Annotated in this window: 11 protein-coding genes; 3 read left to right on the top strand and 8 right to left on the bottom strand. The window is 56.7% G+C overall.

What is annotated here, in order from left to right; genetic code table 11:
- Positions 1–10: 10 nt before the first annotated feature.
- The gene (locus G538_RS0110995) at positions 11–859 is read right to left on the bottom strand and encodes a hypothetical protein (RefSeq protein ID WP_029069364.1); all 849 of its coding nucleotides are present in this window, start codon (positions 857–859) and stop codon (positions 11–13) included.
- Positions 860–869: 10 nt separating this feature from the next.
- Positions 870–1616, bottom strand: coding sequence for a YggS family pyridoxal phosphate-dependent enzyme (locus G538_RS0110990; RefSeq protein WP_029069363.1), 747 nt, complete (start codon positions 1614–1616; stop codon positions 870–872).
- Between the two features lie 87 nt (positions 1617–1703).
- On the opposite strand from G538_RS0110990, the gene G538_RS0110985 reads away from it, so the two are divergent.
- Both G538_RS0110985 and G538_RS16380 read left to right on the top strand, forming a co-directional pair.
- Positions 1704–2105 (top strand): YccF domain-containing protein, encoded by a 402-nt coding sequence (locus G538_RS0110985; RefSeq protein WP_029069362.1) that lies wholly within the window; start codon positions 1704–1706, stop codon positions 2103–2105.
- Between the two features lie 59 nt (positions 2106–2164).
- A complete protein-coding gene (locus G538_RS16380) occupies positions 2165–2698 on the top strand; it encodes a GNAT family N-acetyltransferase (protein ID WP_169514117.1) in 534 nt (177 codons plus the stop codon).
- On the opposite strand, the gene ybaK is transcribed toward G538_RS16380, so the two are convergent.
- Both ybaK and G538_RS0110970 read right to left on the bottom strand, forming a co-directional pair.
- The gene (ybaK, locus tag G538_RS0110975) at positions 2682–3179 is read right to left on the bottom strand and encodes a Cys-tRNA(Pro) deacylase (protein ID WP_029069361.1); all 498 of its coding nucleotides are present in this window, start codon (positions 3177–3179) and stop codon (positions 2682–2684) included. The two genes, G538_RS16380 and ybaK, sit on opposite strands and share 17 nt — an antisense overlap.
- A 77-nt stretch (positions 3180–3256) precedes the next feature.
- Entirely contained in the window at positions 3257–5857 is a 2601-nt protein-coding gene (locus G538_RS0110970; protein ID WP_029069360.1) for a DEAD/DEAH box helicase, read from the bottom strand.
- 99 nt (positions 5858–5956) lie between these two features.
- Between G538_RS0110970 and G538_RS0110965 the strand changes: the two genes are divergently transcribed.
- Positions 5957–7426, top strand: a complete 1470-nt coding sequence (locus tag G538_RS0110965; RefSeq protein ID WP_029069359.1) for an alanine/glycine:cation symporter family protein — start codon at positions 5957–5959, stop codon at positions 7424–7426.
- A gap of 24 nt (positions 7427–7450) precedes the next feature.
- On the opposite strand, the gene G538_RS0110960 is transcribed toward G538_RS0110965, so the two are convergent.
- From G538_RS0110960 to G538_RS0110945, 4 genes are read right to left on the bottom strand one after another with little or no spacing between them, the layout of a single operon-like run.
- The gene (locus G538_RS0110960; protein ID WP_029069358.1) at positions 7451–8749 is read right to left on the bottom strand and encodes a hypothetical protein; all 1299 of its coding nucleotides are present in this window, start codon (positions 8747–8749) and stop codon (positions 7451–7453) included.
- 7 nt (positions 8750–8756) lie between these two features.
- Complete coding sequence (locus G538_RS0110955) at positions 8757–10052, bottom strand: hypothetical protein (RefSeq protein ID WP_029069357.1); 1296 nt, start codon at positions 10050–10052, stop codon at positions 8757–8759.
- Between the two features lie 50 nt (positions 10053–10102).
- Positions 10103–11038 carry a 3-methyladenine DNA glycosylase gene (locus tag G538_RS0110950; RefSeq protein WP_425402190.1) on the bottom strand — a complete coding sequence of 312 codons (936 nt, stop codon included), beginning with the start codon at positions 11036–11038 and terminating at the stop codon, positions 10103–10105.
- Positions 11038–12045: an aldo/keto reductase gene (locus G538_RS0110945; protein WP_051196988.1), complete on the bottom strand. Its 1008-nt coding sequence runs from the start codon at positions 12043–12045 to the stop codon at positions 11038–11040. The genes G538_RS0110950 and G538_RS0110945 overlap by 1 nt, the downstream gene beginning before the upstream one ends.
- Positions 12046–12052: the final 7 nt, after the last annotated feature.

Here is a 12052-nt window from a genome sequence, read left to right as displayed (position 1 = left end):
AGGCAACCACTTAGTCCACGGCGAGCATCTTTTCGATTTCTTCGCGCGGCTCAATCATCACCACAAAGTCAACGCGCGTGTTCTCGAACTGCTTCTCGCCTTCATCGAGTTTCCGGCGGGTTAGTGTGCCTGCGGCGTCATCGTTGACAGCTACCGTCAACCAGATTTCGTGGTTGGCAGTGCCATCGGGGACCAGCGCCTGAACGTCAGGAGTACCGAGTGAGGCAAGTGTTTGCTCGACAAGGTACGCAACATCGGTGCGGGTTTGTGCGTCCGCGCCGGCTTCCCCGAGGATCACAATATCCGCCCGCAATGCGCTGTTCTCGGTGTCCCAGGTGAAGTGTGGTGCGACCAGGTCAGCACGGGGCGCTAACGTTGTTCCCGATGCTGCTGCTTGAGCTTGCGCTTGGTGTTCTGCTGCTGCCTTCAAGGAGTCCCAGAGGCCAAGCTTTTTGCCGTCAGGGCCAGTGCGGGGAATTTCTGGAAGGCTGACCGCTGCTTCATCTACCTCAGGTGCTGGTGCGGACAGTACCTCGAGGGGCATCGATTTACCAAGGCGTTCACGCAAAATATCTACGGCTTGTTGGCCCAAGGGGGTGATGCTTGTGGTGCCACAATCCACCACGATCTTGACTTGGGCATCGGTAGTCCCAGCGGGGATGCTATCCCCGACCTCTCCTGCTTGTACGGCGTTGACTGTTTGAACAATGGTGGTGGTGAGACGGTCGGCAGCCGTCACAGCCTCTCGGTCAGCCCCGTTAAAGGGAACTGTGAGAACCACAGCATTATCCTGTGGCGACCAGGACTCGGTGACGTTCTCGGGAACCTGGGCTGTGGCTTTACGACGGAAGAAACTCATAACCATAAGGTTAAGCGAGTGTTGGGCGTTCCCCGAACACTGACGTCCCAATTCTCACAATGTCAGCGCCGCAAGCAACTGCGCTTTCTAGGTCATTACTCATTCCCATGGAGAGAACCAGACCTTCACCGTTCCCAGCAATGTGTACTTCTTCGCGTACTCGAGCGAGGGTAATGAAACAGTTGCGCGCGGTGTCAGGGTCGGTGCTGCGCCTGGCGATAGTCATGAAACCTCGCAGAGCGAGGTTGGGGAGTTGGCCAATGTGCTGGGCAAGCGCGGGGGCATCAGCGGGAGTGGTGCCTGATTTTGATGTTTCTCCTGAGGTATTGACTTGAATCATCACGGGGAGCGGTGACTTACCGTCCCACCTGGCGCTAAGTCGCGCGGCGAGTTCAGCGGTGTCAACTGTGTCGATGCTCCCGTCCTTGTGGAGAACTAAAGCGCGGAGTGTGTGGTTGATCTTGTTGGATTGCAGGGGGCCAATAAGGTGTGCAGTGACTTGGAGGTCCTGCAGATCAGGGGCTTTGGCGCTGAGTTCTTGCACCCGGTTTTCACCAATATGAAGGGCCCGGGGTGTGACCTCACCTGCTGCAACAAGGTCACGATGCGCCAAAACCGCTGCACGGATGGTGCCTGACGTTTGTGTTTTAGTTGCCAGCATTAACGCAATAGATACCGGGTTGCGTTCTGCCTTAAGGGCAGCATCGTCGAGTCGCTGATGCGTGGCTCGTAGACGCTGGTGAAGGGGGGTAGGCATGACCACAAGTCTAAAGGTCTGTGGTGGTGCTGTGTGAGCGGTGAAAAGAACTGCGATGGCACCACGACCTGGGTATAGGGTGTGCTTATGCGCACGATTTTGAACATTATTTGGCTAGTGTTGTCTGGTTTTTGGTTGGCGGTGGGGTACGCCTTCGCCGGGCTCATCTGCTGCGTTCTGATCGTGACGATCCCCTTTGGGATCGCTTCGTTCCGAATGGCAAATTATGTGCTGTGGCCCTTCGGGCGTTCTGTAATTGACCACCCAGGTGCCGGTGGTTGGTCCACATTGGGGAACATTATCTGGGTAATCGTTGCCGGGTGGTGGCTAGCTTTAGGTCACCTCACCACAGGTATCGCATTGTGCATCACGATCATCGGGATCCCCATGGGAATTGCCAGCTTCAAAATGATCCCCGTGTCCTTGCTGCCTTTGGGCAAGCAGATTGTTGATTCCCGCACCTTAAACGGATTTGGATACCAGCGATGATCGGTGACGCAATCAGCGGAACTTTCCCGCATTGTGTGCCCACCCTTAACGCACACGGTGTGACTCTGCGAGCACACCGTGAAGAAGACCTAGATCGGATCGTTGAACAGTGCCAAGACGAATTGGCGCAACGCTACGTTCCACTGCCATCGCCGTATTCACTGGCGATGGCGCAAGACTTTTTAAATGGGTACGTGCGCGGCGGGTGGGATACGCGCGCTCGCACTGATTTTGCCGTGGCAGATGACAACGACCGCTACCTAGGCTCTGTCGGGTTACATAGCCACAATGATGACCGCTATGAGGTCGGTTTTGTGTTCCACCCCGATGCACGTGGTCGTGGTTTAGCAACGATTGCGACGCATCGGCTACTGGAATGGGCTTTTGACGACCTTGGTGCGCAGGTTGTTCTGTGGCGGGCCAACGCGTCTAATGAGGCGTCAACTCGGATAGCCACAAAACTTGGCTTCGAACTAAGCACGCCTCTGGTTGGTTGGTTTTACCGTCATGGTGTTTACGACGACGAAGCGATGGGAACCTTGCGGCGGCAACGCTTTGTCGATAATCGGGACGCCACTAAACCTTCGCGATAGCAGCAGTTGTTCCTGAGGTGACTGCTAGGAGATCTGTTGGACTGAGCCCAACATCAAGACCGCGCCGTCCCCCGGACACATACACGGTTTCCACCGTGAGGGCCGATTCATCAAGCACAGTGGGGTGCAGCGTTTTCTGGCCAATGGGTGAGATGCCGCCCACCACGTAACCTGTAGCGCGTTGGGCACTGCCCATGTCGGCCATTGTGGCCTTTTTCCCACCAAGTGCAGCGGCAAAAGCTTTGAGATCAAGGGTGCAATTTACTGGAACAATCCCAACGCACAGTTTCCCATCGACGCTGACCATCAGTGTTTTAAACACGTGGGCTGGGTCTACACCAATAGCATGTGCTGCTTCCAGGCCGTAACCGAGGTTGGTTCGTGGGTCGTGCTCATAGGGGTGCACAGTGTGAGAGATACCTGCAGCGTTGAGCGCCGCAACAGCCGGTGTGCCACCGTGTGCTGCTGATTTTTTGGCCATGATGGTTCCTCCCAAACGGTCAGTGCGTTGCGCTTTCGGTGGGTGCTTGGACGCGCCTGGCACGCCCAAGCGCTGAGTTATTTTTGCCCAACCTCTGTGATGCGTAGAGCGAGTTCCCCGGCTGTGTCACTGGCGTCAAGGTCTACCTGGGCTCGGATGTACCAGTCGTGGTCTTGGCGAGGGTCATCGAGGGTTTGTGTAACAGTCCATAGCCGGTTGTTACCGTCCGTGGACGTTGTGATGGTCAAGAGTTGTGGGCTTCGAGCTTGGGCGCTGATACCGATAGCGTCATCGCCGTGTTCTTCGAACATGGGGTCCAATGCATCAGCCCACTGGTCGCCGTTCCACCCGTCACGCGAGGCTAGCCGATCGAATGCCTCATAGTTTTCCCGTGCGGCTAGTTCGACGCGGTGGAACATGGCGTTACGGATCATTGCAGTGAATACCCGCTTGTTCGCTGTGATGGGTGGCGGAGCGTCATCTTCTAGCACAGAGTCGCTTGCGTCAGATTCCACGTAGGCTTCTGGGTTCGACAGCCGCTCCCACTCGTCAAGAAGGGATGAGTCAACCCCGCGCACCAGGTCCCCCAACCATTCGATGAGGACATCGACGTCTTGTGTGCGATGCTCAGCAGCGACTGTCTGACGCAACGTGCGGTAGGCATCGGCCAAATACCGCAGAACCACACCCTCAGAACGATCAAGTTGATACCGCGAAATGAGTTCGTTGAAAGACGAGGCTGTTTCAAACATTTCACGAACCACCGACTTGGGGGATAGTTCGTGTTCAATGATCCACGGGTTTGACTGCCGGTACATGCGGAAAGCTGGTTCCAGGAGGTCAGCCAAAGGGCGCGGCCACGTGATGTCTTCCAGTTCAGCCATGCGCTGGTCGTAGTCCAGGCCGTCGGCCTTCATCTCTTGGATGGCCATACCCTTAGCAGCGCGCTGCTGCCCATATAGCACGGGGCGTGGGTCATCGAGAGTTGACTCGATGACAGAAACAACATCCACAGCGTGGGTGGGGGAGTTGATGTCCAGGAGGTCCTGAGCGGCCAACGCGAAGGGCGACAGCGGCTGATTCAACGCGAAGTGTTCCGGTAAATCAGTGGTGAGTTCGATGCGCGGTGTCGGTTTATGCCCCACCACACCTGTCACAGGGATAGTTTTTGTGACAATGCCTGCTTGCTTCAGTGACCGGTAGATGCGGAACGTTTGACGGACATGGTCACGTCGGCGAGATTCCGGGTCATGGTTCGCTGTGAGGAGGTGACGCATGGACGCAACCGGGTCGCTGGGGCGACCATCCTCTGTTGTTCGGGCAAGCACATTGAGCACCATGGAGTGAGTAACCGAGAACTGGGATGTGAGGGGTTCTGGGTCCGCGTCACGTAACCGTTCAAACGTGCCTTCAGTCCAGTTCACCGAACCAGCCGGGGCTTTCTTTTTGACGATTTTTTTGATTTTCTTTGGGTCATCGCCCGCTTTGATCAGCGCTTTACGGTTTTCCACAACATGGTCGGGTGCCATCACAAGCACCTCGCCGAGGGTGTCGTAGCCCGCGCGCCCCGCGCGCCCCGCGATTTGGTGGAACTCTCGGGCGGTGAGGTGCCGCATGCGTTCCCCATCGAACTTCACCAGCGACGTGAGCAGCACAGTGCGGATCGGAACGTTGATCCCAACGCCCAACGTGTCAGTCCCACATACAACCTTCAACAGACCCTTTTGGGTGAGGCGTTCAACAACTCGACGGTACTTGGGCAACATTCCGGCATGGTGAACACCAATCCCGTTGCGCAAAAACTTCGAGAGCAACTTACCGAAACCGGACCCGAACCGGAACGTTCCCAGTTCAGCTGCGATCGCTTCCTTTTCAGTTTTGCTTGCCACCTTTGTGGAGAGAAGTGCTTGAGCACGCTCGACCGCATCTTTTTGGGTGAAGTGCACGACATACACGGGGGAGCGGTGCGTGGTGACAAGCTCTTCAATCACGTCAGGCAACGGCTCGATGACGTAAGAAAAATGGAGGGGGACGGGACGCTCGGCGCCACTTACCTCGACAACGTCACGCCCGGTGCGGGCGCTGAGGTCTTCCTGGAAGAAAGACGTGTCTCCCAAGGTCGCGGACATCAACAAAAATTGAACGCGCGGAAGTTCTAGGAGAGGAACTTGCCACGCCCAGCCACGTTGCGGGTCGGCGTAAAAGTGGAACTCATCCATGACTACCTGGTCAACGTCAGGGTCGTGCTCGTCAACGCCACCTTGCCGAAGCGCCTGATTAGCGAGGATTTCGGCTGTGCAACAGATGATGGGGGCGTCAGGGTTCACTGCAGAATCACCGGTCATCATGCCCACATTCGCGGACCCAAAAACCTCAACGAGAGCGAAGAATTTCTCTGACACCAACGCTTTCAGCGGCGCGGTGTAAAAACTGCGCTGACCACGGGCAAGAGCAACGAAGTGCGCTGCCATAGCGACAAGAGATTTACCAGAACCAGTTGGGGTCGCCAAAATGACGTGATTACCCGTAATGAGCTCGAGAAACGCCTCTTCCTGAGCAGGGTAGAGACTCAAGCCTCGCTCCTGTGTGAACCTCGAAAAAGCATCGAAAAGTTCATCATCGTCGCTCGGGTCCGCTATCGTATCGAGAATGTTTTGAAGTGGGGCTCGCGTAGTCATCACTGACCATTGTCTCAGGACAACCGGGGAGCGCTCACCTAGCGGGTGGGGTTAACCGGCCGTAGCCTGATGACAATTACCGACCGCAAGGGATAAACAATGAATGCAAGTGCCCTGACTGAGTTTTTCGAGGACGCAACAGAAGTTGTCACAGCGACAAGTGACTTCCTTTACGGCTCCATACTGGCGTATCTCCTCCTCGGAGTGGGCTTGGTATATACATTGTGGACTCGAGGCGTCCAAGTTCGATTGTTCGGACGCATGTGGAAGTCAGTCGCTGGTAAAGACGACGACACCGTGCACCCAGGCATCTCCTCGTTCCAAGCATTCGCCACAGGAATGGCCTCACGCGTCGGAACGGGAAACATTGTTGGTGTCGCTGTGGCCCTGACGCTTGGCGGACCCGGTGCAATCTTCTGGATGTGGGTAGTTGCGTTCCTCGGAATGGCAACGGGGTTTGTGGAAGCAACATTGGCACAGATGTTTAAAGTCCGTAACGGCAGCGATGACACCTACCGTGGGGGCCCGGCGTACTACATCCGTTACGGACTCAAATCCAAAGCGTTCGCAGCAGTGTTCGCCGTTATCGTGGTGTTTGTCTTTGGGTTCGCGTTCAACATGGTCCAAGCCAACACGATCGCTGACACCCTCAGCTCAAACCACAACATCTCCTCAAGCATCACCGCGATCGTTCTTGTCGCTTTGGTCGCGCCACTGCTCTTTGGTGGCATCAAAGTGATCGCCAAGTTCTCCGGACGCATCATGCCCATTGTGGCAGGCATCTACGTACTGATAGCCCTCACCGTTGTTGCCATGAACATCACCCAAGTTCCCCAACTTTTCGGTGATATCTTCTCAGCAGCATTCGGACTCAACGAAGCCGTCGTCGGGGCCGGTGCTGGCATCATGGCCGCGCTCATCAACGGAACTCGCCGTGGGTTGTTCTCTAACGAAGCCGGTATGGGTTCAGCACCGAACATGGCAGCCACAGCCTCAGTAAGCCACCCAATCCAACAGGGCCTCATCCAATCCCTCGGTGTCTTTATTGACACTATGGTGGTGTGCACGGCAACAGCCCTCATGGTCATGGCGTCAGGTGTCTACGATGTCAGCCTCATCGGCTCAGGGCAGGGTGCCGCACTCACCGGCGCAGCAGTAATCTCAGCATTCGGTGGATGGGCTGCATGGCTCATGACAGGAATCATTTTCCTGTTCGCCTTCACCTCAATCTTTGGTAACTACACGTACGCCGAGGTCAACCTGCACTACCTCGGTGCGCGCAAAACAGGTCTGACGCTTGCCCGCCTGCTTATCGTCGTCGCCGTCGCTGCAGGCGCTCTTGTATCCCTCGATCTCGCCTGGGCGCTGGCAGACGTTGCCATGTGGGCAATGGCCATGATTAACCTCGTCGCGATCTTGCTGCTCTCCAAGTGGTTTATTGGTGCGTTGAAAGACTACGAAGCGTTGACCAAGGGCGGCAAAAAGGTCACCCGGTTTGTGGGTCATGGCAACCCACACCTCCCAGGTGACCTTCCAGGCGACATTTGGGCAAAGGGAGCAACCCGCTGATCACCTCACCGTAGCGCGCCACTGTTATAGGAAAGGGCTGTCTCCCTTCGGCACAAAAGCTTCGGCCCGTCGAAGGTGAGGCAGCTCTCGTGGTGTTTTTACGGCAACCCACAGCACATAGAGAGCAAAGCCGATGCTGCCATAGCGTTCGAACCACGAGCTTTCTGGGTCCTCCCACATAAACCAGGCGACAAAAGCCAACGCGATGGCACCCAGAACGGCAGCGGCAGATCTCAGGATCACACCCATTGAGGTGCCAAAAATCAAACTACGTATCGTTGGCTTACGCCCCATTGCCTGCTCGTAAAGCACCCGCGAGCGCATGGCAATGGCCTTCAGGGCGTCAGGGTCCTCTGGGAGGTCTTCGAGGCGTACTAACCCGTAAGCCTCACCATGGTGTGTTAACTCGATGCCTCGTTCTGAATTGAGGTGATCCACGATGATTCGGGTGATCGCAGCGGGTGGATTTATCGTTGCCACAAAGTCCTGGAGGAAAAGCTCACCAGGCAGGGCCGTTAATTCATCGCTGCGGTTGATGAGTTTGTGGATGGGGTGGTCGAGTAGTGAGCGTTTGAATTTTTCGGTGGGTTGTTCTTCGGTGACCCTGGCGAACGTGCTTAGTTCGGCAGCCAAGCGTGATGCTGGGGTGTCTCCGAGAAAGTGAGTGACTGGGTCTAAGTCAGGTCCAACGGCAATTCCGAAGGTGGCAAATCCGTCTTTGGTCAGGGACCATTGTGCACGCCATACTTCACCGGCTCTAATCAGGGTGAGGGCGGGCAGCTGGTTGTCGGTGAAGACCTCACCAATTGCTTCGCTTTCGAGCCCGGTCGGAGAGATATGAACGGTTGTGTTGTCTTTGATGGTGTACCACGATGTGCCAGCTACTGGCCCTGACATGGCTACGGCAACGTCTGGTGCGGCGGATGGGATGACGGTGACAATTCGGGCTGTTGATACTCGTGCTGGTTCGTCGATTGTTTCTGTTTCACCGTGAGGTGTGATGACTTCTTCATCGTCGAGTTCAATCCACATTTTTGTGGATTGTGCTAGTTCGGGCAGGAAGTCTTCGACCAACGGTCCGGGAGTGAAGTCGCCGGTGGGGTCCTCGCATATGACGTGGTCGTCCTCATCGATGAGGAACGTGAGAAGGATGCTTCGAGGTTCTGCGATGCGGCTCGCATCGATAACTCCTGCGATGACACGGTGCTGTGCAAGGGCAGAAATCACCTCAGATGTTGATACCTCTGCGTCTGGTCGGTATAGGTACACATCGTAGGGGTGGAAACCATGTGACTCGATGAGTGAGGTTTCTTCAGGTCTCATGAGCAGATCATAGGGTAAAAGTGAATGCTTGACGTATTCGGTAAAACTCCCGAATAACCCGCACAGAGTCGCGGACGAGGTAAACGTAAACGCCCACCCCCACTAGGGTCATGATCTGCCAGAAAACAGGGGCATCCGGGCGGGTCCACGCCAAGATTGTGAGCCCGACGCAGAGGAAAAGCAGGGCGCTATACCCGATCACTTTTGACCACATTCCTGCTACCGATCCATCCCAGCGTAGACGCAGTGACACGGGGCGCCCGGTGGCTTGTGCGTGGGTGAGGTGCAAGTGTGATGCAACGGTTTTGAGGGTGTCAGGGTCCGCCGGCAGGTTAGCCAGTTTGATGAGTCCCTCGTGTGAGCTTTGGTTTGCCGTGAGGTTGATACCTCGTTCTGAGGTCATGTGGGTGTGGATCAGGTTCCTTGTGTGCGAGGGAAGCGCCAGAGCAGAAAGGACATGGTGCATGAAGAGTTCACCGCTCAGTGTGGTGAGGTGTTGAGCTTGGTGACCAAGGGCCATGACGGGGTGTTCGCGATACGCATGCGATGCGTGGGGTGGCGAATCAGTGATGATGACGCGAGTCGTGGTGGTGAGTTCGCTGATAAGGGTGCGTACTTCGGCGTTGGCTTTGGATGTCATCACGGGGAGGTGGTCCGGCTCAACAATGAGGGTTCCGGTGGCTGGGCCATGTGGGGTGAGGCTCCATTGCACTTCCCAGCGGGACCCTGCCCGGCTGAAAAGCACGAGCGGGGTATGGCGTTCAGTCCACGCCGGGCGGGTTAGCTCATCTAAGTGAAGAGACCTGGAATGCTGAGGAATGAGGAGCGTTGTGTCCTCCCAGGACCCAACCCAACAGGTCATATCAAGAGCATCAGCGCACAGAACAGCGGCGTGGATCGCTGGTGCGTGTGCAAGGAGGATAGAGCGGTGGTTGGTTGTCCGTTCGGGTTTCTCGAGATATTCCTCGGACCCATCGGGGCGAACAACATCTTCGTCCCCGTGATCCACCGTGATACCCAGGTGACGTGCGCACCGGGCAAGCCAATCGTCAACATGCCCCGCCGGTTCGAAGGTGCCCGCGTGATCTTCACGGAGAAGGTTGCCCTCATCATCGATGAGGAGCTGCACACTGACAGTGCCCGGTTCGCCGATCTCCTCACCGGGAAGTGTCCCCGCCAGGATCCGCCCTCGAGTGAGGTACTCCCTCATCTCTTCAATGCGCAGGTTACCGCGCCGCCGATAACACAACACGGAGTAGGGCTGAAGGTTCAGTGCGTCGCACATCGGGGTGGAAGACAACATGACTAGATACTAGGTGACGCCTACTAGTCTCCCGTTGTGTCCTTTTGGCGCTATGAAACCTGAAGCACCGCATCGCACACGTCGACGAGTCGGCGCCGTAACGGTTCCGACCGGGCAGCAAAGTCACGTTGGCGGCGAACGTACTCCGCTTTTCCTTCAGTGGTTTCAATGGGAACAGGGTCAAGCCCAAACTGCGACACATCGTAAGGTGAGGCCTGCATGTCGAGATAGCGGATTTCCCGCGATAGCTCAAAGCAATCCAACAGCAGGTCACCTGGCACAGCTGGCGTGAGTTTCCACGCCCACTTGTACAGGTCCATGTTGGCATGCAAACACCCTGGCTGTTCCATTGCTGGTTGCGTCTCACGGGTGAGTTGCCACCTGTTACGCCCTACCGCTGAGGGGGTGAAGAACCGAAACGCGTCAATGTGGGTGCACCGAATATTGTGTGCCTCAACCACGTCATTGGTGCCTTGCGTCCCTAACCGCAGCGGCAACACGTGCCGGGGGGCCTCATCGCGGTACACCATCGCCCACTCATGGAGCCCAAAACACCCCACACTTGCAGGCCGAGTCAACGTTTGAGCAAGAATATTACGCATATAACGCACAGCCGACCCACGGTCTGCGAGATAAGCGTCACGGTCCAGTTCCACCTGCCGCCCCGCATCGTCCTCACTGCAACGCATCCACCGCGCCTGCGCACGGCGCCCCACCTCAGCGCGCACCTCAGGACGATCCTCGGCATCACGTAAAGCACGCCCCACACCAGGAGCCCACGCCTCTAAGCGTGCCGGACGCACCGGGTAGTACGAGAACAAAAAATCCTCAATCTCATGTTTTTCGCCGCGCTCCCGCGCACCCCGCCACGTCGCAGTCAAAACACGAGCACGCTCCCGGTGCGCCTCCATCAAAGGAACCCACTGCTCAGGCTCCAACACGGACACCTCAAAGCGATGACGTGCTTGCGCTGACACAACTGTCATTAGAACAACGCAACCTTGTCAGGGGCAGGGAACAACGAATCAACGTACGCCACATCCTCGGCGGACAACTCACGAACAGCCTGCGCGTTCTGCACGATCTGATCAGGGCGAGTCGCCCCAGCAATAACACTGGACACCGCCGGCTGCGCAGCCAACCATGAGAACGCCACATCAAGCATGGTGAGGTCGCGCTCCCGGGCAAACGTATCGAGTTTCTCCAGCGCTTCCCACGGTGCCGAGTCCAGAAGACCAGGCTTGGTGTGCGTGACCCGACCATCGGCAGGCGCATGAGACGAAGTGTATTTGCCGGTGAGGAGCCCATTAGCCAAAGGGAAGTAGGGAAGCACACCAAGACCATAAGCTTGGGCGGCCGGAGTGACCTCAAGTTCTGCCCGGCGGTCGAGAAGGTTGTAGTGGTTCTGGGCTGAAATGAAACGCTCGCTGCCTAGTGCACGTGCTGTGTGTTCCGCATCGGCGATTTGCCAGCCTGTTTGGTTCGAGTGACCGATGTACCGCACCTTGCCGCTGGCGATGAGGTCATCCAAAGCCCGCAGAGTTTCCTCAATGGGAGTTAATGGATCAGGAGTGTGGAACTGGTACAGGTCGATATAGTCCGTTTTGAGGCGCCGCAGTGACGCCTCAACGGCATTCATGATGTACCGGCGTGAGCCGCGAGCGCCAAACTCTGGCCCGTTGACGCCATTGGCGGGAAGCCCAAATTTCGTCGCCACAATGACACTGTTGCGCCGTGACCCGAGTGTGGTGCCGAGAATCTCCTCAGAGACTCCTGGAGTTGACCCGTACATGTCAGCTACATCAAAAAAGGTGATGCCCGCATCAAGTGCTGCATCAATGACGGCTTGTGACCCGTCCAAGGATTCGGTGGCTGTTTTGGGGCGCCCAAGGTTGTTGCAGCCAAGCCCGACCACGGACACAGTCAGTCCGCTGCGTCCCAGGGTGCGAAGTTCGGGGCCGTTGGTTGAGGTCGCAAAGTAGGGGTGTGCCATAGCAGCG

Origin of the sequence: Jonesia quinghaiensis DSM 15701, from assembly GCF_000423205.1 — a bacterium.
Classification (GTDB): domain Bacteria; phylum Actinomycetota; class Actinomycetes; order Actinomycetales; family Cellulomonadaceae; genus Jonesia; species Jonesia quinghaiensis.
The sequence above is the reverse complement of the archived record's forward strand: the minus strand, read 5'-3'. Positions and strand labels throughout refer to the sequence as shown.

Coding starts and splice junctions, on each gene's coding strand:
- G538_RS0110960 (WP_029069358.1), bottom strand. CDS start 8,749: ATGAGACCTGAAGAAACCTCACTCATCGAGTCACATGGTTTCCACCCC.
- G538_RS0110985 (WP_029069362.1), top strand. CDS start 1,704: ATGCGCACGATTTTGAACATTATTTGGCTAGTGTTGTCTGGTTTTTGG.
- G538_RS0110965 (WP_029069359.1), top strand. CDS start 5,957: ATGAATGCAAGTGCCCTGACTGAGTTTTTCGAGGACGCAACAGAAGTT.
- G538_RS0110955 (WP_029069357.1), bottom strand. CDS start 10,052: ATGTTGTCTTCCACCCCGATGTGCGACGCACTGAACCTTCAGCCCTAC.
- ybaK (WP_029069361.1), bottom strand. CDS start 3,179: ATGGCCAAAAAATCAGCAGCACACGGTGGCACACCGGCTGTTGCGGCG.
- G538_RS0110990 (WP_029069363.1), bottom strand. CDS start 1,616: ATGCCTACCCCCCTTCACCAGCGTCTACGAGCCACGCATCAGCGACTC.
- G538_RS0110995 (WP_029069364.1), bottom strand. CDS start 859: ATGAGTTTCTTCCGTCGTAAAGCCACAGCCCAGGTTCCCGAGAACGTC.
- G538_RS0110970 (WP_029069360.1), bottom strand. CDS start 5,857: ATGACTACGCGAGCCCCACTTCAAAACATTCTCGATACGATAGCGGAC.
- G538_RS0110950 (WP_425402190.1), bottom strand. CDS start 11,038: ATGACAGTTGTGTCAGCGCAAGCACGTCATCGCTTTGAGGTGTCCGTG.
- G538_RS0110945 (WP_051196988.1), bottom strand. CDS start 12,045: ATGGCACACCCCTACTTTGCGACCTCAACCAACGGCCCCGAACTTCGC.